We start from the raw sequence: 22,918 nt of genomic DNA on the forward strand, positions 1-22,918 counted from the left end.
ATATGATCGCATATAGGATTTTGGATGCGAGTCCCGGAACACCGTCTGCGACGGCTGGCGACAGCCCTTCTCGACCAGCGCGGCGCCCCGGCGGCCGCGGCCTGGCTGCAGGCCGATCTGCTGATCGAAGCGGAATTGCGCGGCCTGCCCTCGCATGGGCTGATGCGCCTGCCGCGGCTTTTGGCGCGGATCGACGCGGGCCTGGCCGATCCGGCGGCCAAGGGGCGGCACCGCTGGCGCTCGGCCGGGGTTCTGCAGGTTGACGGGCAGCGGGCGCTGGGCCCCGTGGCGCTGATGGCGGCGCTTGAGGCGCTGACGACGCGACTGGGCACCACCGGCATCGCCATGGCGGCGCTGCGCGACACCAATCATCTGGGCATGCTGGCCTATTACGTCGAAGAGGCCGCGGCGCGCGGGATGATCGGGATCGTCCTGTCCACCAGCGAGGCCCTGGTCCATCCGCAGGGCGGCACCCAGGCGCTTCTGGGCACCAATCCCGTTGCCATCGGCATTCCGACCGGGGCGGCGCCCTTCGTGCTGGATCTGGCGACCAGCCAGGTGCCGATGGGCCGCATCCATGCCCATGCGCTGCGCGGCGAACCGATCCCGGAAGGCTGGGCGGTCGATGCCGCGGGCCAGCCGACGCAGGATGCCGAAGCGGCGAAATCCGGGGCGCTGGCGCCCTTTGGTGGGGCCAAGGGCTATGGGCTGGGCCTGGCGTTCGAATTGATCGTGGCGCTTCTGGCCGGGTCCGAGCTGGCGCCGCAGGTCCGCGGCACGCTGGATGCCAGCCATCCCGCCACCAAGGGCGACCTGCTGATCCTGATCGACCCCGGCGCGGTTTCGGGCGTGATCGGCGGTGCGGCCCGGCTGACCGCCTATCTCGACCTGCTGCGCGCCTCGCGCCCCGCCTGCCCCGACACGCCGGTTGCCATTCCGGGCGATGGCGCGCGGCGGCGCAAGGCGGCGGCGCAGCGCGACGGCATCGATATCCCCGAGCCCCTGCTCGACGAATTGCGCGGGCTGTGCAGCCGCGGACTCAGCCCCAGAAAGACCAACGGAGGAGAAGAAGAATGGAGCATTTCGGCACGATCAGGCCGCCGCGAGAGGTGATCTACGGGCCCGGCCAGCGCCGGGCGCTGGGGCGGATCGCCCGGGGCCTGGGGCGGCGGGCGCTGGTCGTCACCGATGCCCGGCTGGCGGCCGAGGCCGATTTTCAGGCCATGGTGCAGGATCTGGCCGATCACGGGCTGGTGGTGCGGGTCGAAAGCGGCACGCTGCCCGATGTGCCCGTCGACAGCTCGCTTGCCGCGACCAAGGCCGCCCGCGACTTTGCCGCCGATCTGGTGATCGGCATCGGCGGCGGCTCGGCGCTGGATATGGCGAAATGCATCGCCCTTCTGCTCAGCCATGGCGGGCGCCCGCAGGATTATTACGGCGAGTTGAAGGTGCCCGGGCCCATTCTGCCGCTGATCGCCCTGCCGACCACCGCCGGCACCGGGTCGGAAGTCACCCCGGTCGCCGTTCTGTCGGATGCCGAACGCAGCCTGAAGGTCGGGATCTCCAGCCCGCATCTGATTCCCACCGCCGCGATCTGCGACCCGGAACTGACGCTCAGCTGTCCGCCCGGCCTGACCGCCATTGCCGGCGCCGATGCGCTGACCCATGCGATCGAGGCCTTCACCGCCACCCGCCGCCCGGTCACGCCACATCTGACGCAAGAGCGGGTGTTCATCGGCAAGAACGCCATCTCCGACACATTCGCGCTTGAGGCGATCCGGCTGTTGTGGCGCGGGCTGGAACAGGCCTGCAGCGATGGCGCCGACATCGGCGCCCGCGCGCAGGTGATGCAGGGCGCCAGCCTGGCGGGTCTGGCCTTCGGCGTGGCGGGCACGGCGGCAGCGCATGCGATCCAGTATCCGGTCGGCGCGCTGACCCATACCGCGCATGGCCAGGGCGTCGCCTGCCTGATGCCCTGGGTCATGGAATGGAACCGCCCGGCCATCGGGCCCGAACTGGCGCAGATGGCCGAAGCCATGGGGCTGGACGGCCCGGATGCGGTGATCCCCGCCATCGCGGCCCTGTTTGCCCGCATCGGCATTCCGCCCACGCTGGCGGCCCTGGGCCTGGCCGAAGACCGGATCGACTGGGTGGCCGAGCAATCCTGCGGCATCGAGCGGCTGATCCAGAACAACCCCCGCCCGCTGGACCGGGCAGACATGACCCGGCTTCTGCGCGCGGCCTTCTTCGGCGATGCGCGGCTGATCCAATGACCCCGAAAGGACCCGACATGACCCTTGATGCCGCCCCCCTTGCCGATTTCGCCGATCCCGCCCTGCATGCGGCCGGGCTTTACATCGGCGGCGACTGGCTGCCCGGTTCGGGCATTCCGGTGCTGAACCCCTCGACCGGCGGGGTGCTGGCCGAGGTGGCCGATGCCAGCCCCACCGATGCGCTGCGCGCGGTCGATGCGGCCCATTCCGCCGCCGCCGGCTGGCGCGCGACCCCGCCCCGGCAGCGGGCCGAGATCCTGCGGCGCTGGTTCCAGATGATGACCGAGCATGCCGAGGATCTGGCCCGGCTGATCGCGATGGAAAACGGCAAGGCGCTGGCCGATGCCCGCGGCGAAGTGGCCTATGCGGCGGAATTCTTCCGCTGGTATGCCGAGGAAGCCGTGCGCATTCCCGGCGAATTCCGCCATGCGCCCTCGGGCGCCAACCATATTCTGGTCGACCATGACCCGATCGGCATTGCCGTTCTGATCACGCCCTGGAACTTCCCCGCCGCCATGGCCACGCGCAAGATCGGCCCCGCTTTGGCGGCCGGCTGCACGGTGATCCTGAAACCCGCCTCGGAAACCCCGCTGACCGCCTATGCCATGGCGCGACTGGGGGCCCAGGCGGGCGTGCCGCCCGGGGTGGTCAATGTGCTGACCACCGCGCAGCCGGGCCCGGTGACCAACGCGATGCTGGCCGATCCGCGGGTGCGGAAACTGTCTTTCACCGGATCGACCGGCGTGGGCCGGGTGCTGCTGGCCGAGGCGGCCAAGAGCGTGGTCTCCTGCTCGATGGAGCTGGGCGGCAACGCGCCCTTCCTGGTCTTCGACGATGCCGATCTGGACGCCGCGCTGGATGGCGCGATGATCGCCAAGATGCGCAACGCGGGCGAGGCTTGCACCGCGGCCAACCGCTTTTACGTGCAATCCGGCATTCATGATGCCTTCGTCGCCGGTCTGGCGGCGCGGATGGCGGCGCTGAAGGTTGGCCCCGGCACCGATCCTGCAAGCCAGGTCGGCCCGATGATCACCCCGCGCGCGGTGCAGAAGATCGACCGGCTGGTCACCCAGGCCGTTAATCTCGGCGCCAGGCTGGTGACGGGGGGCACGCCTTTGCCCGGCTCGGGCTATTACTATCCGCCCACCGTGCTGGCCGATGTCTCGCCCCAGGCCGAGATCGCGCATGAGGAAATCTTCGGCCCCGTCGCGCCCGTCTATCGTTTCGACACCGAAGACCAGGCGATTGCGCTGGCCAATGAGACCGAATACGGGCTTGCCGCCTATGTCTATTCGCGCGACCTTTCCCGCGCGCTGCGGGTGGGCAAGGGGATCGAGACCGGCATGGTCGCGATCAACCGCGGGCTGATGTCCGATCCGGCGGCGCCCTTCGGCGGGGCCAAGCAAAGCGGGCTGGGGCGCGAAGGCGGGGTGACCGGGATCCTGGAATTCATGGAGCCCAAGTATTTCGCGGTGAACTTCTGACGGCGCCAGGGGGGGCGGATGGCACAGGATCTGTATCGCAACCGGGATTTCATTCCCGATTTCGACGCGCTGATGGCCGAGACGGCGGCGCGGTCGCGCGACCTGGCGGCGCGGGCCGATCTGCGCGCCGATCTGGCCTATGGGCCGGGCCCGCGCGAGAGGATGGATCTCCTTCTGCCCCCCTCGCCCCGCAAGGGCGCGCCGCTGCATCTGTTCCTGCATGGCGGCTATTGGCGCTCGGGCCGGAAAGAGGATCACTGGCTGGTCGCGGCGCCGGCTCTGGCGGCGGGCGGCATCGCGGCCGTGGCCACCTATGATCTGATGCCGGGCACCCGCCTGCCCCGCATCGTCGCCCAGATCCGCGCCGCGGCGCGCCACGTTCTGGCAGTTGCGCCAGAATTCGGCGCCGATCCGGCGCGTTTCACCGCCAGCGGCCATTCCGCCGGCGCGCATCTGGCCAGCTACCTGGCCGCCCATGGCCCGGACGAGACGCCTGGCGCGGCGTCTGGCCCCCTGCCCGCCCCCCGCGCCCTGCTGCTGGTCAGCGGCATTTACGACCTGTCGGGCATTCCGGGCAGTTTCCTGAAGGATGAAGCCAAGATGACGCCCGAAGAGGCCGCGGCCTGGTCGCCGCTGACCTCGGATCAGCTGCCGGGCCCGCGCCGCATCCTGACCTGTGGTGCCGCCGAAACCGCGCCATTCCATGATCAATCGGCCGCGCTGGCGGCCCGGCTGCAGGGCCAGGGCGCCGCGGTGGAATTGCGCCGCGAGCCGGGGCTGAATCATCTCAGCGTGGTTCTGGCCCTGGCCGATCCCCAGGCGCCGCTGGGCCAGCGTCTGGCCGACATGGTGGCCGAGGCCTGAGCCGGGAGCCTGAGACGGGGCCCTGAGACGGGGCCTTCCCGCAACCGCAACGCTGCCTTGACACGGCCCCGCCCAGATCGCATGGTCGGCCCGTAACCAGGGGTGCTCCGACCGGGGCTGAGATGCGCGATGACGCGTGAACCCTTCACAGCTGATCCGGGTAATACCGGCGGAGCGAGGAAACCATGTTCATCGGCGCGCAGGTGTCGCTTTATCCCATGACGTCCGATTTCGTCGGCGTCATCCTGTCGGGGCTGGAAGCCCTTGCCCCCTATCGCGACCAGCTGCGGATCGAGACCGACGATATCTCGACCCTGATGGTCGGCGCGCCAGGCCCGCTGTTCGATGCGATCCGCGATCTTTTCGCCCGCGCGGCCCAGCAGCCCCCCCAGCAACCCGCCCATGTGACGCTGCACGCCACCCTGTCGCGCGGCTGCCCCGGAGAGCCCGACGATCCGTCCTGCCGCTGCGAGATCCTGGCCGTGGCGCAGGATCAGCCACTGGCCGAACGCCAGGCCCAGGCCCAGGCCGCCGTGGCCGCGGCCCCGGTGCTGGGCGTGGCGATCGACGTGCAATTCTCGCTCTATGTGCTGGGCGCTGGCGGCCATATGGACGAGATCTATGGCTGCATCGACTTTCTGAAAACCTCGGGCACATTCCTGAAATCCAAGAATTTCTGCACCCGGCTGCGCGGCGATGCCGGCGCGGTGTTCGAAACGCTGCGCCAGGCCTTCCTGCGCTTCGGCCCGGCGCAGGGCCATGTGACGATCGACCTGACCTGCTCCGCCAACAGCCCCTCGGCGCGCTAAGCGCCGCCGGAGAAGGGGCTTTGCCGATGCTGATGCGTGTCCTGACGCCGCTTGCGGTCTTTGCCGCCCTTCTGGCCGGATGGGAGGCCTATTGTCGCCTCGCCGGCGTGTCGCCGCTGGTGCTGCCGCCGCCGTCGGGCGTGCTGCGCGCGCTGGTGCAGAACCGGGCCGAGATCGCGCCGCATGCGCAGGCCACGCTGAGCGTCGCGGCGCTGGGCTTTTCGCTGTCGGTGGCCTTTGCCTTCCTGACCTCGGTCGTGCTGCAGGCGCTGCCCCGCGCCGAGCGGGCGCTGATGCCGCTGTTCGTGGCCAGCCAGACCGTGCCGCTGGTGGCGCTGGCGCCGCTGATGATCCTGTGGTTCGGCTTCGGGCTTCTGCCCAAGGTGCTTCTGGTGGTGCTGGTCACCTTCCTGCCGATGCTGATCAGCCTGCTGTCGGGCTATCGCCAGGTGCCGCAGGCCTTTGTCGACCTGCTGCAGGCGATGGGCGCGGGGCGCTGGACGGTGTTTCGCCGCGCCCGCCTGCCCTCGGCCCGGCCGGCCTTTCTGGCCGGGCTGCGCATCTCGGCCACCTATGCGATCGTCGCCACGATCTTTGCCGAATATGCCGGCGCCCGGCGCGGGCTGGGGATCTATATCCTGGCGGCGAAGAACAATTTCCGCGCCGATCTGGTGCTGGCGGCGGTCGTCGTCTCGGCCGGGCTGACGCTGGCCCTGCTGGCGCTGCTGCATCTGGCCGCACGGCTGACCGCCCGCGGCCCCGAAGGGCAGGCCCCCGATGCTTGAGGTTCAGGGCCTGACCATCCGCGCGGATGGGCGCGATCTGGTGCGCGATCTGGCGCTGCGCCTGCCCGCACAGGGCATCACCGCGCTGATCGGCCCCTCGGGCTGCGGCAAGACCTCGGTGCTGAAATGGCTGGCGGGCATCCTGCCCCAGGGGCTGGGCGCGACAGGCACGCTGCGGCTTGACGGCGCGCCCATCGCGCCGCCGCACCGGGCGCTTTCGTATCAGCCGCAGGGCGATGCGCTGTTTCCCTGGCTGACCATCGCCCAGAATGCCGCCCTTGGCCTGACCGTCGCAGGCCTGCCCCGCCGCGCCGCGCACGCCCGGGTCGCCCCGCTGTTTGCCGCCTTCGGCCTTGCCGGCTGCGAGGCGCTGTATCCGGCCCAGCTGTCGGGCGGCATGCGCCAGCGCGCGGCCTTCCTGCGCACCATGGTGCAGGACAGCCGGCTTGTGCTGTTGGACGAACCCTTCTCGGCACTGGATGCGGTCACCCGGCTGAGGATGCAGGACTGGCTGCGGAGCCGGCTGCAGGCCGCCCCGCGCGCGGTCCTGCTGGTGACGCATGACCTGCACGAGGCCACGGGCCTGGCCGACCGCATCCTGGTCATGGCCGCGGGTCCGGGCCGCATCCGCGCCGAAATTCCGGTTCCGATCCCGCAAGACCAGCGCAGCGAGGCCGCCCTGGCGCCGCTGCGCGAGACCCTGAAAACCCTGCTTCTAGAGGACCCGCCCCGATGATCCGCTTCGCTTTCCTGGCCGCCTGCCTGTCCCTGTCGGCGCCCGCCCTGGCCGAGATACCCGCACCAACCGACGCGCAAACCCCCGTCACCATCGCGCTGGACTGGACGCTGAACACCAACCATATCGGCCTGATCGTCGCCCGCGACCGCGGGTTCTACGCCGAGGCCGGGCTGGAGGTTGAGATCCTGCCCTATTCCGATACCAGCTCGGCCGCGCTTCTGGCCTCGGGCGCGGCGGATTTCGGCTATCTCACCTCGCTGGGCTTCCTGTCGGCCCGGGCCGGCGGCGCAGATCTGGTGGCGCTTTGGGCCACGATGCAGCATGAAACCGGGCGGCTTGTGTATAACAGCGACAATGCCGCCATCACCCGGCCCGCCGATCTGTCGGGCAAGACCTATGCAGGTTTCGGCAGCGCCTGGGAAACCGCGCTGATCGGCACGATGATCGCCCATGACGGCGGCGATCCGGTCTGGGATACGGTGACGCTGGGCACCGGCGCCTATGAGGCGCTTGCGGCCGGACAGGTGGATTTCACCCTGGAAGTGGCAACCTGGGAAGGCGTGAACGGCGCGCTTCTGGGCCGTCATCAATCGGCCTTCCGCTATGCCGATTACGGCATTCCCGATCAGCAGAACGGCTATATCGCCACCCGGGCCACGGTTCTGGCCGCCGATCCCGACCTGGTCACCCGCTTCATGCGCGCCACCCAGGCGGGCTATGCCTGGGCGGCCGATCACCCGGATGCGGCCGCCGAGATGATGATCGCCGCCGGCGATTTTCCCAATCCGGCGCTGGTCCATGGCTCGATGCAGGCCATCGTCGAGGGCGGCTATCTGCGCGACGGCGCGGCCCCGGTGGGGGCGATCGACGCCGACCGTTTCGCCGCGATGGCGCGTTTTCTGTTCGACAGCGGCGTGCTGAAGGATGCCGGCGGCGCGGTGCTGGCCTGGCCGGGCGATGTCTCGGCCTGGTATGACCAAAGCTGGATGGCGAAGTGATCCTGAACGCCGTCCTGTTCGGCCATGGCAGCCATGAATCCGCCTGGCGCGCGCCGGGCGCCGATCCGATGGCGCCCCTGCGGCTGGACCATTGGCTTGCCTGCGCCCGCGCGGCCGAGACGGCGGGCTTCGACGGGCTGTTCCTGGGCGATATCCTGTGCCTGCAGGACCGGCCCGAGCAGCACCCGTCCGAAGCGCTGGACCCGTTCCTGGTGCTGGCGGCGCTGACTGGCGCGACCCAGCGGCTGACGCTGACCGGCACCGCTTCGACCAGCTTCACCCATCCCTGGACGCTGGCCCGCCGGATCCTGTCGCTGCATCACCTCAGCGGCGGGCGGGCGGGCTGGAACATCGTCACCTCCTCTTATCCGCAAGAGGCCGCGAATTTCGGCTGGCCCGAGATGCCGCCCACGGCCGAACGCTATGCGCTGGCCGAGGATGTGGTGCAGGCGGTGCGGGCGCTGTGGGCGGGCTGGGATGGGATCACCCGGCTGGGCGATGCCGCTTCCGGCCGCTATCTGAACCGGGCGCCCGACCCGATCCGCCATCAGGGCCGCTATGGTGCGACCGGCGGGCCGGTGAACCTGTCGCCCGCCCCCTACGGTCCGCCGCTGCTGGCGCAGGCCGGGTCCTCGGCCGAGGGGCTCGCCTTCGCCGCCCGCCATGCCGATCAGGTGTTCACCGTGCAATCCGACCTGGCCGAGGCCCGCGCCTTCCGGGCCCGCCTGCGCCAGCAGGTCCAGGCCTGCGGCCGCGATCCCGATACGGTCAAGCTGCTGCCCGGGGTGGTGATCTTTGCCGACGAAACCCGCGCGAAGGCCGAGGCCCAGCTTCAGGCCCTGACCGCGCGGCTTGAGATCGACCATATCCTGGCCAAGCTTGCGCGCTTTACCGGGCTGGACCTGGCCAGCGCGCCGCTGGACAGACCGCTGCCCTTCGGGCCCGACGATCTGCAGCCCAACCGTTTCAGCAATTCGCGCGCGCATCTGTTGCTGGGCCAGGCCCGACGACAGGGGCTGACCCTGCGCCAACTGGCCGCGCGCTTTGCCGCGGGGCGCGGGCATCTTCTGCTGGTCGGCACCGGGGCCGAGGTGGCGGCGGTGTTGCGCGACTGGCTGGCCCAGGGCGCGGCCGACGGGTTCAACGTCATGCCGCCGCTTCTGCCGCAGGGCTTGGTGGATTTCGGCCGCCATGTCGCCCCGCATCTGCGCGGCCAGGGCCCTGCCCCGCTATGACGACAGGCCGCACCAGCCGATCATGCTGCGGGCATAGATCCGCGCCGCGTCGATCAACTGCGCCAGCAGCACATGTTCATCCACCGCATGGGCGCAGCCCAGATCGCCCGGGCCGAAGGCCAGGGCCGGAATGCCGCGCTGGGTGAAATAGGTCGCGTCGCAAGAGGCGATGAACCCATGCGTCTCGCGCAGCCCCGCCGGCACCGGGCCCAGAACCGCGGCCCGGTCGGCGATCAGCCGGCGCACCAGCGGCGCCTCCTCGGGCGTCTCGAAAGCGGGCCAGTTGCTTTCCCAGACCAGCAGCGGCGGATGATCGCGCAGCCAGCTGTCCAGCTGCGCCGCATGCCGGACCTGCGCTTCGATTTCAGCCTTGATCGCCTGCGGGTCGACCGCCGGCGGATACCAGACCAGAACGCCGATCCGGGCGCGATGCGCCAGATAGCCCACACTTGGCACACCGGAATCGGCATGGAAGAAGGCCGGGGTCAGGGTGAAGACGCCGGGCGGGAAGGCGGGGTTGCGTTTCGTCAGCCCCCATTCCTGTTCCAGCTGCTGCAGCGCCTGCACGACCAGCATGCCCTTTTCCACCGCATTGACCCCGGCCGCATTGCCCGCCCCGCCGGCCCGGATCGAAGACCCCCGATTGCCGACATGGGTGCCATAGCCCTGCACCTCGATCTGCAGCACGAAATTCCCGACCGAGACCGGCGCGATCGCCAGGGGGCCGGGCACGCTGGTCGGCTCGGCGATGATCGCGGCATCGGCGGTATAGCCCGCTTCCAGCAGCGCATCGGTGCCCAGATCGCCATGGCCGGTTTCCTCGCCCACCACGGCCTGGATCTGCAGATCGCCCTTCAGCGCCAGGCCCAGCCGGTCCAGCGCCGCCGCCGCCAGCGCGGCCGAGATCAGCCCGCCCTTCATGTCGGTGGCGCCCAGCCCATAGAGCCGGTCCTCGGTCAGTTCGGCCGACCACGGATCGCCGCCCCGCCATTCCTGCGGCCGCACCGGCGGAACCGTATCCAGATGGCCGTTGACGATCAGCGACCGGCCGCCGCCGCGGCCCTTGCGGATCAGCACGTAATTCGGTCGCTCGGGGTCGGGTGCCAGGGTTTCCAGCCCGAAGCCGAAGCGCGTGACGTAATCGGCATAGATCCGGCCCGAGGCCGCCTCGCCGCCGATCACATCCGCCCGCGCGATGCCCGGAAACAGCGGATTGACGCTGTTGACCCGCACCATCTGGCGCAGCACCTCCAGCGCTTCGGGGAACAGGGCGTCGATCTGGGCGTCGATCCGCGCCGCCAGATCGGGCGGCAGGTCATAGGTCTCGGCGGTCATGCAAGCGTCTCCATCGGGGTGCTGCCCGTGCCGGTGCGGCGCCGGCCGATCCGGGGAATGGCCTCCAGCAGGGCGCGGGTATAGGGGTCGCGCGGGTTGGAAATGATCTGCGCGGTGGGGCCCGTCTCGACCACCCGGCCGCGGTTCAGGACCAGGATCCGGTCGCACAGGCTGGCGACCGCGGCCATGTCATGCGAGATGAACAGACAGGCGGTGTGCCCCTTCATCTGCCGCATCAGATCCAGGATCTGCCCGCGGATCGACACATCCAGCGCCGAGACCGGCTCGTCCGCGACGATCACCGCCGGATCGGTGGACATCGCCCGCGCAATGGCGATGCGCTGACGCTGCCCGCCCGAGAATTCGTGCGCATAGCGCTGCAGCGCGTCGGGCGGCAGGCCGACCCGGGCCAGCAACTCGGCCGCGCGGGCCAGATTGGCGACCCGGTCGCGATGGCCGCTGCCGCGCAGGGTTTCATGAATCTGCAGGCCGATCGGCATGCGCGGGTTCAGCGAGGCATAGGGATCCTGGAAGATCATCTGCACCTTCGCCGCCGCCCCGCGCGCCCCGCGCAGATCCTGCCCGGCCAGCCGGATCTCGCCGCCGGTTGCGGTTTCCAGCCCGGCCAGGATGCGGCCGATGGTGGATTTGCCCGAACCGCTTTCGCCGACGATGCCCAGCGTCTCGACCGGGGCCAGGGTCAGATCCACCCCGTCCAGCGCGCGGATCTGGCGCCCGGCGGCGCGGAAGGTCTTGGTCAGGCCGCGGATGTCCACGATCGGAGGTGTCGCGTCAGCCATGGCTTTCCTCGGGCACAAGCGCCGCTTCCAGCGCGGCATGGGCGCCGATCAGCGCGGCGGTATAGGGGTCGCGGGGGGCACGGATCACCTGCTCCCAGGGGCCTTCCTCGACGATCCGGCCGCCTTTCATCACGATCACCCGGTCGGCCACCTCGGCCACGGCGCCGATGTCATGGGTGATCAGCAGCACGGCCTTGCCGGTGCGGTTGCGGATATCGACCAGCAGTTCCAGCACCTGCGCCTGCACCGTCACATCCAGCGCCGTCGTGGGTTCATCGGCCAGCAGCAGCGCCGGGTCCAGCGTCAGCGCGGCCGCGATCATCACCCGCTGGCGCATGCCGCCCGACAATTCATGCGGATAGCTGCCCATCACCCGCGCCGGTTCGGGAATGCCCACATCGGCCAGGGCGGCCAGCGCCCGCACCCGCGCCTCGGCCCGGGTCAGGCCGCGATGGCGGATCAGCCCCTCGGTCATCTGCCGGGCGATGGACAGGACCGGGTTCAGACAGGTCATCGGTTCCTGAAAGATCATGCCGATGCGGGCGCCGCGGATATCCTCCATCCGGCGATGGTCCAGCGCCGCCAGATCGGCGCCCTCGAACAGGATTTGGCCCGAGACATGGGCCTGCCCCGGCAAAAGCGCCATGATCGCCAGCGAGAGGCTGCTTTTGCCGCTGCCGGATTCGCCCACCAGCGCCAGAATCTCGCCCGGGCGGACATCGAAGCTGACCGCCTCGACCGCCGCCGGCCCCTGGGGCCCGCCATAGCGGACCCACAGGTCGCGCAGGGAAATCAGGGGATCGCTCATCCGCGCCTCCGCCGGCCTTTGGGATCGGTCAGGTCGCGAATGCCGTCGCCGATCAGGTTGAAGCTGAGGACCGTCAGGCAGATCGCCAGACCGGGGAAGATCAGGATCCAGGGCGCCCGGGCAATGTAATTGCGCCCCGAGGCCAGGATCGAGCCCCATTCCGGCGAGGGCGGCTGCACGCCCAGCCCCAGGAAGGACAGGCCCGCAGCCGACAGGATCGCCGAGGAAAAGCCGATGCTGCCGATGACGATCAGGCTTTGCAGGATGTTCGGCAGCACCTGCACCCGCATGATCCGCGTGGGCGCGGTGCCGGCGATCTGGGCCGCCTCGACATAGGGTTTCGCCCGCTCGACCGCGGCCAGGCCATAGGTGACGCGGGCATAGAAGGGGATTAGGCTGATCGCGATGGCCAGCGTGGCGTTCTCGGCGCCGGGGCCCAGAAAGGCCACCAGCGCCAGAGCCAGCAGGGTGTCGGGGAAGGAATAGACCACATCGACGATGCGCAGCAGCAGGCCCTTAAGCCGCGCGGGGCAGAAGGCGATGACCAGGCCGAAGCTGACGCCCAGACCCAGCCCCGCCACCACTGCGGCCAGCCCGATCCCCAGCGAGGCGCGGGCGCCCAAGAGCACCCGGCTGAACAGATCGCGGCCCAGTTCATCGGTGCCGAACCAATGCGCGGCACCGGGCGGCGACAGGCGCGGCCCCGATCCCATGCGGAACGGATCATAGGGCGCGACCCAGGGCGCCAGGATCGCGGCCAGAACGACCACGGCCAGGATCACGGCGCCGGTCGCGATCGACCAGTGGCGCAGCGCGGCAGGCAGGCGGAAGCGGCGGGGCGGCAGGGCGGTATCGGTCATCTGCGGCGGACCCTTGGATCAAGCAGACCGTAAAGCAGGTCAAGCGCTGTGGTGACAAGCACGATGGAGGTGGCGAAGATCACGATGAAGCCCTGCACCAACGGATAGTCGCGCTGCAGCATGGCCTGAATGGCCAGCCGCCCGATGCCGTTCCAGGAAAACACATTCTCGGTGATGACCTGCCCGCCCAAGAGATGCGCGAAGACCAGGCCGACCACGGTGACGATCGAGATCATCGCCGGGCGCATCGCATGCACCATCAGCACCTCGCGTTCGCGCAGGCCGCGGGCGCGGGCGGTGCGGATGTAATCCTCGTTCAGGATGTCGATCAGCGCCGAGCGGGTCATCCGCGCCACCAGCGCCGAATGCACGATGCCCAGCGTCAGGGCCGGGAGCACGATGTTGCGCGCGCTGGTGCCGGCGACCGGGAACCAGCCCAGATGCAGCGAGAAGACCTGGATGAATGTCAGCCCCATCCAGAAGCCGGGGATCGACACGCCCAGGATGGCGATCAGCATCACCGCGAAATCCGCGGCCCGGCCGCGGTTCACCGCCGCGATCACCCCCATCGGAATGCCCAGCGCCAGCGCCGTGCCCAGCCCGGCCACCGCCAGCGCGATGGTATTGGGCAGCCGGCCCAGCAGCAGCGGCGCCACGGGTTCATTGCCGCGGATGGTCGTGCCCAGATCGCCCTGCAGCACATTGCCCACATAGATCAGCGCCTGCTGCCAGACCGGCCTGTCCAGCCCGTATTGCTGTGTCAGGCGCGCGATGTCGGCAGCACTGGCATTGCCCGATTGCGCCAGCATGGCCGTGATCGGATCGCCCGGCACAAGATGGATCAGCACGCCGGCCAGAAACACCACCACAAGGATGGTGATCGCGGCGGTCAGCAGGCGTCTGGCGACAAAGGTCAGCATGGGCGATCCGCTTGGTTCAAGGCGGGCCGGCGCAGCCTTTGCCGCGCCGGTCCATGGTCAGGCCCTCTCGTCCGGGCCGCGATGCTCAGTCGATCTTCTTCACGTCATTGAAGATCAGCGAGGCGACGAAGCCGGTCTTGAAGCCTTCGATCTTGTCGGTCGAGGCCCAAAGCCAGTTCCAGCCCGGCGATACCAGCGGCACGGCATAGGTGTTTTCCAGCAGATATTTCTGCACCTCCTGCAATTTGGCCACCCGCGCCTCGCCGGTCAGCATGCGCTGGTCGGCAAGCATGGTGTCCAGCTCGGCCCCGACGCCCATGTTCACGAAGCCCGGCTGCTGCCACATCACGGTCATGTAGTCGGAATCGACGCCCGAATAGCCCATGGTCCACAGGACCGGCATGCCTTCGGTGCGCTGGTTTTCCTGCGACATCTGGTCGAAGAAGGCCGCGACTTCGCGCGTCTCCAACTCGGCCTCAACACCGATCTCGGCCAGGTGCTGCTGCATCATCTGATGCATCTGGTCAAAGCCCGGCAGCGCATGCACCGACAGCTTGATCTTCAGCGGGTTCTGCGGCGTATAGCCCAGCCCTTCCATGATCGCCCGCGCGGCATCGGGATCGTATTTGGTGCCCCATTCGGCGCATTTTTCCTGATCGACGCCGATCAGGCCGGGGGCTGCCGGGCAGGTCGTCGGGCTGACCAGCCCTTCATAGGCGATCGCGGCATAGGCGTCGCGGTCCAGCGCCATGCCGATGGCGCGGCGTACCTCGGGATTGTCGAAGGGCGGAAGCTTCCAGGTGAAGGCGGCCATGACCTGCTGGCCCGACAGATCGGCGGAATAGATCTTGAAGCCCGGCTCGCCCGACAGCATCGCCGCCTCTTCCAGCGAGGGTTCGGCCAGATCGACCTCGCCCGAGCGCAGCGCGGCCATCCGCGCCACCGCTTCGGGGATCACCACCAGCTTCAGCGTGTCGATATGGGGCCGGCCCTTGTTTTCGACCAGCTGGCCGAAGCCCTGATAGGCATCGTTCGCCTTCAGGGTGATATGGTCGTTGCGCACCCATTCGACCAGGCTGAAGGGCCCGGTGCCGATGGGCGCGAAAGCGCCATCCGCCGCGACCGAGCCTTTGCACAGCATCGGAAGCGCGAAAGAGCCAAGATAGGACAGGAAGGGCCCATAGGGTTCCGTCATCTTGACGGTCACCACATTGCCCTCGGCCGTGACGCTTTCGATCGGGCCATATTGCGACAGGCGGGGGTTCATCGTCTCGGGCGCGACCGCGCGGGTGAAGGTGAAGACCACATCCTCGGGGCCGAAAGCCGCGCCGTCATGGCAGGTCAGGCCCTGCCGGATGGTGAAGCTGTAGGTCAGGTTGTCCTCCGAGATGGTCCAGCTTTCCGCCAGCGCCGGATGCGGCGCGCCGGTGGCGTCCAGCGAGACCAGCGTGTCGAAGATCAGGTCGGTGACCTGGCTGGACTGGGTGGTGGAAACCTTCTGCGGGTCAAGCCCGTCGGCATCGACGCTGCGCGCAACGGTCAGCGTGGTTTCGGCAGCCAGCGGCAGGGCGGTCAGCGCGCTGGCGCCAAGAAGCAGGGCGGAAAGGGTCAATCGGGGAAGAACGGTCATGGCGGTCTGTCCTGTTGGGGGTGAGGGGCGGCTTTGCCTGTTGTTATGAGGATGCGGGATGGATCGGCGGGCGCAGCTGCGCCCAGGGCCGGGCGGTTTCAAGCTGGCGCGCCAGGCGGAACAGCAGCGCCTCGGCGCCGGGCCTTGCGGCAAACTGGCAGCCGATCGGCAGGCCTTCGGCATTGCGCATCCCTGGGATCGACATGGCCGGGGCGCCGGCGATGTTGAAGGGATGGGTATAGGGCATCCAGTCCAGATAGGCGCTGTAATGCGCCTCGGCCGAGACGGAAAGATCGAAGCGGCCCAGGGGAACCGGCGGCTGCGCCAGCGTCGGCGACAGATACAGGTCATGGCGGTCGAACAGGGCCAGGATCTGCCGCGCCGTGCGATGCGTGCCGGTCAGCGCCTGGACATAATCGGTCGCGCGCAGGGCACGGCCGCGCTGGACGATCTCCCAGATCACCGGCGCGAAATCGGCAGGCGAAAGCGGGCGGCCCAGGATCCGTTCCTCGGCCTGCATCTCGGCGGCATATTCGGCCATGGCCAGGCACAGGAAATCGCGCCAGCCGTCTTCCGGCAGGTCCAGATCCTGCGGGACGCAGACATGGCCCAGATCCTCAAGCAGCGCGACCTGATCCTCGACCGCACGGATGCAGTCGGGATGGGTCGGCGCACCGTAGGGCGCCTGCGTCGACACGGCGATGCGCAGCCGGCCGGGATCGCGGCCCAGTTCGGCGGCAAAGTCGCGGCCGGCGGGGGCGTTGTAGAATTGATGCGGATGCGGGCCGGCGGTCGCGTCCAGCAGCGCGGCGCTGTCGCGCACCGTCCAGGTCAGCGCATGTTCGCACAGCATGCCCATCCAGCGGTCGCCATCGGGCGCCGTGGGCAGGCGGCCCCGCGTGGGCTTCAGCCCGAATGTGCCGCAACACGCGGCCGGCACCCGGATCGAGCCGCCGGCATCATTGCCATGCGCCATGGGCACGATCCCCGCCGCCACCGCCGCGGCACTGCCCCCCGAAGAGGTGCCGGTGGTATGGCCGGGCGACCAGGGGTTGCGGGTCGGGCCATGGGCGCGGGATTCCGTGCTCCAGTCCATCGCCAGTTCCGGCACGGCCGTCTTGCCGAAGATCACCAGCCCCGCCGCCTTGTAGCGCCGGACCAGTTCGGTATCCGCCGCGGCCGGGCGGGTCAGCCGGGGGCCCCAGGCCGAGCCGGTCGGCTCGCCCCCGTAATGCGCGGTCAGATCCTTCAACAGGAAGGGCACGCCGGTGAAGGGCCCGTCCGGCAGTCCGGCCCGGATCGCGGCACGGGCCTTGTCTTCAAAGGTCGAGACGACGGCATTCAGCACGCCATTCACGGCGCCCACCGCCGCCAGGGCGGCATCCAGCAACTCGTCCGGCGTGACCTCGCCCGCCCGGACCAGCGCCGCAAGCCCGACCGCATCCTGCGCCAGATAGGCTTCAGGCGTCATCGGCGCCTCCGTCGCGGATCAAGGGGTCAGGCCGCATCGCGCCCCCGCAGATAGTGGCTGACCGCTTCCATGCAGGCGGCGCGTTCCTCGTAATGCGGCATGTGGCTGGAGTTTTCGAACAGGATCCAGCGGTTGTCCGGGATGCGTTCGACAAAGGGGCGCACGACTTCGGGCGTCGCCTCGTCATGGCGGCCCGAGATCACCAGCGTCGGCACCTGGATCAGCGGCAGCCGGTCCTCGATCGTCCAGTCCTTCAGCGTGCCGATGACGTGGAATTCGGTCGGCCCGTTCATCGCGGCATAGACCGTGGGGTCTTCGGCCATGGCGTCGAAGGTGCGCTGCACCTCGGCCGGCCAGGGATCGCAGCGGCAGACATGCTGGCGATAGAACACATCCGTCGCGGCCAGATATTCGGGATCGGTCATCGTGCCGGCGGTTTCATGCTTCAGCAGCACCTCATGAATGCCGCCGGGCAGGGCCTTGCGCAGCCGGTTCGCCTCGGCCACCCAGGTCTGCATGCTGGCCAGCGAATCTGCCAGAACCAGCGCCTTCAGCCCAGCCGGCCGGCGCACCGCATGTTCGGCCCCCAGGATCCCGCCCCAGGACTGGCCCAGCAGCGCATAGCGATCGGCGATGCCCAGCGTGGCCAGCAGATTGTCCAGTTCTGCCAGGAACAGATCCACCGTCCAGAAGCCCGGCCCCTTGTCGCGCAGCCGGGTCGAGCCTCCGCAGCCCAGTTGGTCGTAATGGATCACCGCCCGGCCATCCAGCGCCGCCAGATCCTTGAAACTGTCCACATAGGCATGGGTGCAGCCCGGCCCGCCATGCGCCACGACCAGGGGCAGCGGCCCCGCCTTCAGATCGCCGGTCACCCGGTACCAGGTCTTCCAGTCTTTGAATGCGGCATGGCCTTCGCGTACCGCTTCGCTGTGCATCGTCATTCCGCCGTCCCGTCGCCTGCGCTGTCGCGGACAAGGCTAGGGGCGGGGAAGGACGGTCGTATAGCTGTCACAAATGATAGTGCCGCGCCGGGGCGCGTGGCGGCCTAGATCAGCCGGCGGCGGCTGGCCAGACAGACCGCATGGGTGCGGTTGCGCGCGCCCAGTTTCCGCACCGCCGCATTCAGATGCATGATCACCGTGGGGATGGAACGGTCGATGATCCGCGCAATCTCTTTCGCCGAATTGCCCTCGGCGGCCAGGCCCAGACATTCCTGCTCGCGCGCGGTCAGGCCGATGGCCAGCGTATCGTCGCCGATCAGCTCGATCGCCGACTGGTTGAACAGATGCGCGATCAGCCCAAGATCGGCCACCACGCGCGAGGCGCCGCTGCGCCGCAGCCGGCCCCGGCCGATCGTCACCCCCGTGACGGTGGCGAAATCGCCCGAAGGCAGATGGATCGGCACGGTCACCCCGGAATAGACCTGCCGCTCGGCCAGATAGGCCACGACCGGGGCGATATCGGGGGTCAGCAGCGGGCGGATCACGCTGTCGATCTCGGGGTCATAGCTCCACAGGAACGGGGCCGAGGTCGACAGCGCCACCATCTGCACCGGGTCCATGCGGATATATTCGTCGCCTGACCAGCGCGTCCACATCTCGTCGCCCAGATTGCGCTGCGCGAAGACCGAGGGGATCGGGATGCGCTTGTCGGCCCGTGCCGCCCGCGGGGTGTAATCGTAGATCATCCCGTCAAAGCCCAGGCCGCGCATGTGCCGGAAGGCGGCATCCACCCGGTCTTCAAGCCCGGCGCTTGCATCGAAGCTGCGCCGGATGGTTTCCAGATCGCTGTTCATCGGTCTGCCACGTCGTCCCATCCCCCTGCGGCAATTGGCGGGGATCGGGGGGCACCCTGTCAAGGGTGATAGGTTACGCAGGGCCGGCTGGCGCGGATAAGCTGGGGCCGATGGCCTGGATTGAGACAGGCTGACCCTTTCCTGTGCAGCAGGACAAGACCGCCCGAGGAAGACGCATGACCGCCCAGACCAGCCCGCCGGCGACGCCCCCCTTCACCCTCTGGCGCGAGTCGAACGGCATCCCGCATGTCCACGCGGCCAGCGATGCGGGGGCCTGGGCCGGCTTGGGCCTTGTGCATGCCCGCGACCGGCTGTTCCAGATGGACCACACCCGCCGCCGCGCCCAGGGCCGGCTGGCCGAATGGCTGGGCCCCGCGGCGCTGCCGGGCGACGTTCTGGCGCGCCAGCTGGGCGGGGCGGCGGTGGCGCGCGCCAATGTTCAGGCGCTGGGCCCCGAGGCGCGGGCGATGCTGCAGGCCTATTGCGCCGGGGTGAATGCCGAAATCGCCCGGCTGCGCGCGACGGGCGCCCTGCCCGAGGAATATGCGCTGCTGGGTCAGCCCGAAGGGCCCGCGCCCTGGACCGAGGCCGATTGCATCGCCGTGACGCGGCAGATCGGCCTGGCGATGGGGTCGTTCTGGATGAAGCTGTTCCGCGCCGCCGCCCTGCCGGCGGTGGGCGCCGATCTGATATCCTCCCTGCGCCATGACGATGGCGGCGCCGACCGGTTCGTGCTGCCGCCCGGGGCCGAGGGGCAGCGCTGGGTGGCGGGCCTTGCCGATCTGGCGCCTGCCACGCAGGCGCTGCTGGCGCTGGGCTCGGATGCGACGGCGGGCGGGGGCAGCAACAATTGGGTGGTCTCGGGCGACCATACCGAAACCGGCCTGCCGATCCTGGCCGGCGATCCGCATCGCGAGCTGGACGTGCCGGCCATGTATGCCCAGGCGCATCTGCGCGGCGCCCAGTTCGACGTGATCGGCCTGACCATCCCCGGCGCGCCGGGCTTTCCGCATGTCGGGCACAATGCCGATGTCGCCTGGTGCGTCACCCATGCGATGGCCGATCTGCAGGACCTGTATCTTGAACGGTTCGACAAGGACGCGCGCCAGGTTCTGCATCGTGACACCTGGCATCCGGTCGCGCATCGGCAAGAGCGGATCGCCATCCGCGGCGGCGCCGATGCGACGGTGGATATCTGGACCACGCCGCATGGCCCGGTGATCTGTGGCGATCCGCGCAAGGGGCATGCCATCGCCTTCGCCTCGCCCCAGTTGGCGCCGGAGGATCGCAGCTTCGACTGCCTGCCGCGGATGCTGCGGGCGCGCGGCGTGGCCGAGTTGCACCAGGCGGTGCGCGGCTGGGGCCTGATCGACCACAATCTGGTGGCGGCCGACCGCGCGGGGCGGATCGGCCACCGGGTGCGCGCCACCCTGCCGCGGCGGGGCCGGCTGAACGGCTGGCTGCCGGTGCCGGGCTGGACCGGCTTGCACGATTGGCAGGGCATGGTGCCGTTCGAGGACATGCCCGCCGCGATCGACCCGGCCGGGGGGCGGATCATCACCGCGAACAACCGCGTCGTGCCGGATGACGGTCCCTATCACTTCTGCACCGATGCGACCCCGCCCTGGCGCGCCAGGCGCATTGCCGCGCTTCTGGATGCGCTGCCGGTGCTGTCGACCAGGACCATGGCGCCGATCATGATGGATTGCGAAAGCGGCGCTGCGCCGGTCTTTCGCGCCCATCTGGCCGCGCATCCGGCCGCCAGCCCGGACACGGCGCAACTGGCCGCCCGGCTGGCGGGCTGGGACGGGCAGATGCAGGCCGACCGGGTCGAGCCCACGCTTTACGCCCGCTTCCGCCTGGCGCTTGCAGTGCAGGTCACCCGCGCCGCGGGGCTGACGGCGCCGCAGGGAATCGCCTCGGGTCTGGTCGCGCCGGGCGACATGCTGACCCAGATCTGGTGGATCCTGCCGGGCCTGCTGCGCGCCGGGAATGCCGCGCTGCTGCGGGGCGAAAGCTGGGCCAGTCTGACCGAGGCCGCCCTGCGCGAGGTGCTGGACCAGGGCCCGCCGCTGCCCTGGGGGCAGGCGCATCGCGCACAGCTGCGCCACCCGCTGTCGGCGGCCTTTCCCGAGGCCGCGGCGCGGCTTGACCCGCCCTGTGCGGAAATCGGCGGCGACAATGACTGCGTCTGCGCCACCGGCATCGTGCCGGCCAAGGGGCTGGCCACCGGCTATGCGGCGCTGGCCCGCTATGTCTTCGATCTGGCCGATTGGGGCAATTGCGGCTGGACGGTGATCTCGGGCAGCGGCTCGGCCCCCGACGATCCGCATCGCAGCGACCAGAACGCCGCCTGGGCCGAAGGCGCGCTGGCACCGATGCTGTATGACTGGGACGTGATCCGCGCGACCTGCCGGCAGCAGGAGGACCACGGCCCCGCGGCCGACTAATCCGCCCAGAGCCGCTGCAGATCGCCGGCCCGGTGGGTCGGCCCGGACAGGCGCGCCAGGGCGGCCTGCGCGGCGGCGATCTGCGCCCGGTCCTGCCCACGCATCCAGAAGACCGGCCCGCCCCGCCAGCGCGGGAAGCCATAGCCATGCACCAGCGTCACGTCGATATCGCCGGGCCGGGCCGCGATGCCGTCTTCCAGAACGCAGGCCGCCTCGTTCAGGATCGCCGCCATCAGCAGCGCCTGAATCTCGTCCGCCGCGATGGGCCGCGCGACGATCCCTGCCAGGGCGCGTTCCTCGGCGATGATGTCGGCGGTGATCGCCGAGGGGCTGCGCCTGCCCTCGGCATGGTCGTACCAGCCGCCGCCCGTCTTCCGGCCAAGGCGCCCCCGTTCGCACAGACGGTCGGCGATGCGGCAATAGCGCTCGTCCGGCGGGCGGGTGGCGGCCCGGCGCTTGCGCATGGCCCAGGCGATGTCCAGCCCCGACAGGTCGCTGACATCGAACACCCCCATGGCAAAGCCGAAATCGACCAGCGCGGCATCGACCTGGTCCGGGCTTGCGCCTTCCAGAACCAGAAGCTCGGCCGCGCGCCGATAGGCGGCATAGATGCGATTGCCGATGAAGCCTTCGCCCAGGCCAGCCAGAACCGGCTGCTTGCCCAGGCGCCGGGCAAAGGCGAAGGCCCGGCCCAGGGCTGCGTCCGAGGTCTGGCTGGCGCGCACGATCTCGATCAGGCGCATCACCTGGGCGGGGCTGAAGAAATGCAGGCCCAGCACCCGGTCCGGATGGGGCAGGTCCGCGACCATCCGGTCGATGTCCAGATACGAGGTATTGCTGGCCAGAAGCGCATCGGGGGCGACGATCCCGCCCAAAGCGCGCAGCAGCGCGGTCTTGGCGCTCAGGTCTTCATAGATCGCCTCGATCACCAGATCGCAACCGGCCAGACCGGCCAGATCGACGCCCTGCAGCCGCGCCATTCGCTGGGCCAAAGCTGCCGCGTCAAGCCGCCCGCGCTGATGATCGTGGACCAGCCCATCGCGCAGATGCGCCAGGGCTGCGGCAAGCGCCTGCGGGTCGCGTTCGGCCAGGCGCAAGGACAGGCCCGCATCCAGAACCGCCCGGGCAATGCCGCGGCCCATCGTGCCGCCGCCCACCACCCCGACGGTGGCGATGCCGGCCTGGGCGGAACGCACCAGCCCGGGCGGCGCGGCCGCCGCGCGTTCGGCAAAGAACAGATGGCGCAGGGCGAACGCATCCGCGCCCAGGCGCAGGCGCTGGAAGGCCGCACGTTCTTCGGCCAGCGCGGCGGCGCCTTCGGCCGTTGTCGCCAGCCGGGTCAGGCGCAGGGCTTCCACCAGATTGGGCCGCACCCCGCGACGGCGGATCAGCGCGGCCTCGGCGGAAGCGATCTCGGCCTCGGGCTCGGGCGGGGGGCGGCGGTCCATGACCCGCCGTTTCTGCCCGGCCAGACGGCGGGCCAGATCCTGCGCCTCGGCCAGCAGATCGCCGCGGGCGATCGCGTCGATCAGCCCGATCTGCAGCGCCTCTTCTGCGTCGATCCGCGTGCCGCCGGCTATCAGCCGCAGCGCGCACGCCACTCCGACCAGCCGCGGCAGGCGCTGCGTTCCGCCCGCGCCCGGCACGATGCCCAGCGTCACT

The 22,918-nt window shown here is 69.8% G+C and carries 20 protein-coding genes and 1 riboswitch; of the genes, 10 read left to right on the plus strand and 10 right to left on the minus strand.

The window, feature by feature from the left end; genetic code table 11:
- The first annotated feature begins 24 nt into the window (after positions 1-24).
- From K1Y73_RS11825 to K1Y73_RS11865, 9 genes are all read left to right on the plus strand, one after another.
- Entirely contained in the window at positions 25-1,113 is a 1,089-nt protein-coding gene (locus K1Y73_RS11825) for an Ldh family oxidoreductase (RefSeq protein WP_225028501.1), read from the plus strand.
- On the plus strand, positions 1,074-2,273 hold the full coding sequence (locus tag K1Y73_RS11830) for an iron-containing alcohol dehydrogenase (RefSeq protein WP_225028502.1): 1,200 nt from the start codon (positions 1,074-1,076) through the stop codon (positions 2,271-2,273). Before K1Y73_RS11825 ends, K1Y73_RS11830 begins: the two co-directional genes overlap by 40 nt.
- 17 nt (positions 2,274-2,290) lie before the next feature.
- The gene (locus tag K1Y73_RS11835) at positions 2,291-3,757 is read left to right on the plus strand and encodes an NAD-dependent succinate-semialdehyde dehydrogenase (RefSeq protein WP_225028503.1); all 1,467 of its coding nucleotides are present in this window, start codon (positions 2,291-2,293) and stop codon (positions 3,755-3,757) included.
- A gap of 18 nt (positions 3,758-3,775) precedes the next feature.
- The gene (locus K1Y73_RS11840; RefSeq protein ID WP_225028504.1) at positions 3,776-4,621 is read left to right on the plus strand and encodes an alpha/beta hydrolase; all 846 of its coding nucleotides are present in this window, start codon (positions 3,776-3,778) and stop codon (positions 4,619-4,621) included.
- An 88-nt stretch (positions 4,622-4,709) separates the two neighbouring features.
- Positions 4,710-4,816: riboswitch (TPP riboswitch) on the plus strand.
- A complete protein-coding gene (locus K1Y73_RS11845) occupies positions 4,807-5,430 on the plus strand; it encodes a Ykof family thiamine-binding protein (RefSeq protein WP_225028505.1) in 624 nt (207 codons plus the stop codon). Its footprint overlaps the riboswitch before it by 10 nt.
- Before the next feature lie 26 nt (positions 5,431-5,456).
- Positions 5,457-6,215 carry an ABC transporter permease gene (locus K1Y73_RS11850; RefSeq protein WP_225028506.1) on the plus strand — a complete coding sequence of 253 codons (759 nt, stop codon included), beginning with the start codon at positions 5,457-5,459 and terminating at the stop codon, positions 6,213-6,215.
- The gene (locus tag K1Y73_RS11855) at positions 6,208-6,951 is read left to right on the plus strand and encodes an ABC transporter ATP-binding protein (protein ID WP_225028507.1); all 744 of its coding nucleotides are present in this window, start codon (positions 6,208-6,210) and stop codon (positions 6,949-6,951) included. Before K1Y73_RS11850 ends, K1Y73_RS11855 begins: the two co-directional genes overlap by 8 nt.
- Complete coding sequence (locus K1Y73_RS11860; RefSeq protein WP_225028508.1) at positions 6,948-7,952, plus strand: ABC transporter substrate-binding protein; 1,005 nt, start codon at positions 6,948-6,950, stop codon at positions 7,950-7,952. The genes K1Y73_RS11855 and K1Y73_RS11860 overlap by 4 nt, the downstream gene beginning before the upstream one ends.
- Positions 7,949-9,187: an NtaA/DmoA family FMN-dependent monooxygenase gene (locus K1Y73_RS11865; RefSeq protein ID WP_225028509.1), complete on the plus strand. Its 1,239-nt coding sequence runs from the start codon at positions 7,949-7,951 to the stop codon at positions 9,185-9,187. Before K1Y73_RS11860 ends, K1Y73_RS11865 begins: the two co-directional genes overlap by 4 nt.
- Here the strand turns inward: K1Y73_RS11865 and K1Y73_RS11870 are convergent.
- The 9 genes from K1Y73_RS11870 to K1Y73_RS11910 all read right to left on the minus strand — a co-directional run bounded on the left by K1Y73_RS11870 (position 9,182) and on the right by K1Y73_RS11910 (position 18,806).
- Positions 9,182-10,522 carry a M20 family metallopeptidase gene (locus K1Y73_RS11870; protein ID WP_225028510.1) on the minus strand — a complete coding sequence of 447 codons (1,341 nt, stop codon included), beginning with the start codon at positions 10,520-10,522 and terminating at the stop codon, positions 9,182-9,184. The genes K1Y73_RS11865 and K1Y73_RS11870 overlap by 6 nt on opposite strands.
- A complete protein-coding gene (locus K1Y73_RS11875) occupies positions 10,519-11,322 on the minus strand; it encodes an ABC transporter ATP-binding protein (RefSeq protein ID WP_225028511.1) in 804 nt (267 codons plus the stop codon). Before K1Y73_RS11875 ends, K1Y73_RS11870 begins: the two co-directional genes overlap by 4 nt.
- Positions 11,315-12,130, minus strand: a complete 816-nt coding sequence (locus K1Y73_RS22035; RefSeq protein WP_263626605.1) for an ATP-binding cassette domain-containing protein — start codon at positions 12,128-12,130, stop codon at positions 11,315-11,317. The genes K1Y73_RS11875 and K1Y73_RS22035 overlap by 8 nt, the downstream gene beginning before the upstream one ends.
- On the minus strand, positions 12,127-12,990 hold the full coding sequence (locus tag K1Y73_RS11885) for an ABC transporter permease (RefSeq protein ID WP_225028512.1): 864 nt from the start codon (positions 12,988-12,990) through the stop codon (positions 12,127-12,129). Before K1Y73_RS11885 ends, K1Y73_RS22035 begins: the two co-directional genes overlap by 4 nt.
- Positions 12,987-13,910, minus strand: coding sequence for an ABC transporter permease (locus tag K1Y73_RS11890; RefSeq protein WP_225028513.1), 924 nt, complete (start codon positions 13,908-13,910; stop codon positions 12,987-12,989). The genes K1Y73_RS11885 and K1Y73_RS11890 overlap by 4 nt, the downstream gene beginning before the upstream one ends.
- A gap of 85 nt (positions 13,911-13,995) precedes the next feature.
- Positions 13,996-15,540 carry an ABC transporter substrate-binding protein gene (locus tag K1Y73_RS11895; RefSeq protein WP_225028514.1) on the minus strand — a complete coding sequence of 515 codons (1,545 nt, stop codon included), beginning with the start codon at positions 15,538-15,540 and terminating at the stop codon, positions 13,996-13,998.
- A gap of 43 nt (positions 15,541-15,583) precedes the next feature.
- On the minus strand, positions 15,584-17,011 hold the full coding sequence (locus K1Y73_RS11900) for an amidase (protein ID WP_225028515.1): 1,428 nt from the start codon (positions 17,009-17,011) through the stop codon (positions 15,584-15,586).
- A gap of 26 nt (positions 17,012-17,037) precedes the next feature.
- Positions 17,038-17,952, minus strand: a complete 915-nt coding sequence (locus K1Y73_RS11905; protein WP_225028516.1) for a proline iminopeptidase-family hydrolase — start codon at positions 17,950-17,952, stop codon at positions 17,038-17,040.
- Between the two features lie 104 nt (positions 17,953-18,056).
- On the minus strand, positions 18,057-18,806 hold the full coding sequence (locus K1Y73_RS11910) for a helix-turn-helix transcriptional regulator (protein WP_225028517.1): 750 nt from the start codon (positions 18,804-18,806) through the stop codon (positions 18,057-18,059).
- Positions 18,807-18,982: 176 nt separating this feature from the next.
- Between K1Y73_RS11910 and K1Y73_RS11915 the strand changes: the two genes are divergently transcribed.
- Positions 18,983-21,256, plus strand: coding sequence for a penicillin acylase family protein (locus K1Y73_RS11915; RefSeq protein ID WP_225028518.1), 2,274 nt, complete (start codon positions 18,983-18,985; stop codon positions 21,254-21,256).
- Here K1Y73_RS11915 and K1Y73_RS11920 read toward each other — a convergent pair.
- On the minus strand, positions 21,253-22,918 hold a 1,666-nt coding region (locus K1Y73_RS11920; RefSeq protein WP_225028519.1), incomplete at its 5' end, for a 3-hydroxyacyl-CoA dehydrogenase family protein. The two genes, K1Y73_RS11915 and K1Y73_RS11920, sit on opposite strands and share 4 nt — an antisense overlap.

The organism is Xinfangfangia pollutisoli (assembly GCF_020179405.1).
Lineage (GTDB): Bacteria > Pseudomonadota > Alphaproteobacteria > Rhodobacterales > Rhodobacteraceae > Pseudogemmobacter > Pseudogemmobacter pollutisoli.

What these genes read in the sequence shown, in the direction of transcription:
- K1Y73_RS11835 (WP_225028503.1), top strand. Translation starts at nt 2,291, where the DNA reads ATGACCCTTGATGCCGCCCCCCTTGCCGATTTCGCCGATCCCGCCCTG.
- K1Y73_RS11860 (WP_225028508.1), top strand. Translation starts at nt 6,948, where the DNA reads ATGATCCGCTTCGCTTTCCTGGCCGCCTGCCTGTCCCTGTCGGCGCCC.
- K1Y73_RS11875 (WP_225028511.1), bottom strand. Translation starts at nt 11,322, where the DNA reads ATGGCTGACGCGACACCTCCGATCGTGGACATCCGCGGCCTGACCAAG.
- K1Y73_RS11870 (WP_225028510.1), bottom strand. Translation starts at nt 10,522, where the DNA reads ATGACCGCCGAGACCTATGACCTGCCGCCCGATCTGGCGGCGCGGATC.
- K1Y73_RS11830 (WP_225028502.1), top strand. Translation starts at nt 1,074, where the DNA reads ATGGAGCATTTCGGCACGATCAGGCCGCCGCGAGAGGTGATCTACGGG.
- K1Y73_RS11845 (WP_225028505.1), top strand. Translation starts at nt 4,807, where the DNA reads ATGTTCATCGGCGCGCAGGTGTCGCTTTATCCCATGACGTCCGATTTC.
- K1Y73_RS11855 (WP_225028507.1), top strand. Translation starts at nt 6,208, where the DNA reads ATGCTTGAGGTTCAGGGCCTGACCATCCGCGCGGATGGGCGCGATCTG.
- K1Y73_RS11910 (WP_225028517.1), bottom strand. Translation starts at nt 18,806, where the DNA reads ATGAACAGCGATCTGGAAACCATCCGGCGCAGCTTCGATGCAAGCGCC.
- K1Y73_RS11850 (WP_225028506.1), top strand. Translation starts at nt 5,457, where the DNA reads ATGCTGATGCGTGTCCTGACGCCGCTTGCGGTCTTTGCCGCCCTTCTG.
- K1Y73_RS11890 (WP_225028513.1), bottom strand. Translation starts at nt 13,910, where the DNA reads ATGCTGACCTTTGTCGCCAGACGCCTGCTGACCGCCGCGATCACCATC.
- K1Y73_RS11885 (WP_225028512.1), bottom strand. Translation starts at nt 12,990, where the DNA reads ATGACCGATACCGCCCTGCCGCCCCGCCGCTTCCGCCTGCCTGCCGCG.
- K1Y73_RS11895 (WP_225028514.1), bottom strand. Translation starts at nt 15,540, where the DNA reads ATGACCGTTCTTCCCCGATTGACCCTTTCCGCCCTGCTTCTTGGCGCC.
- K1Y73_RS11905 (WP_225028516.1), bottom strand. Translation starts at nt 17,952, where the DNA reads ATGACGATGCACAGCGAAGCGGTACGCGAAGGCCATGCCGCATTCAAA.
- K1Y73_RS11900 (WP_225028515.1), bottom strand. Translation starts at nt 17,011, where the DNA reads ATGACGCCTGAAGCCTATCTGGCGCAGGATGCGGTCGGGCTTGCGGCG.
- K1Y73_RS11915 (WP_225028518.1), top strand. Translation starts at nt 18,983, where the DNA reads ATGACCGCCCAGACCAGCCCGCCGGCGACGCCCCCCTTCACCCTCTGG.
- K1Y73_RS11825 (WP_225028501.1), top strand. Translation starts at nt 25, where the DNA reads ATGCGAGTCCCGGAACACCGTCTGCGACGGCTGGCGACAGCCCTTCTC.
- K1Y73_RS11840 (WP_225028504.1), top strand. Translation starts at nt 3,776, where the DNA reads ATGGCACAGGATCTGTATCGCAACCGGGATTTCATTCCCGATTTCGAC.
- K1Y73_RS22035 (WP_263626605.1), bottom strand. Translation starts at nt 12,130, where the DNA reads ATGAGCGATCCCCTGATTTCCCTGCGCGACCTGTGGGTCCGCTATGGC.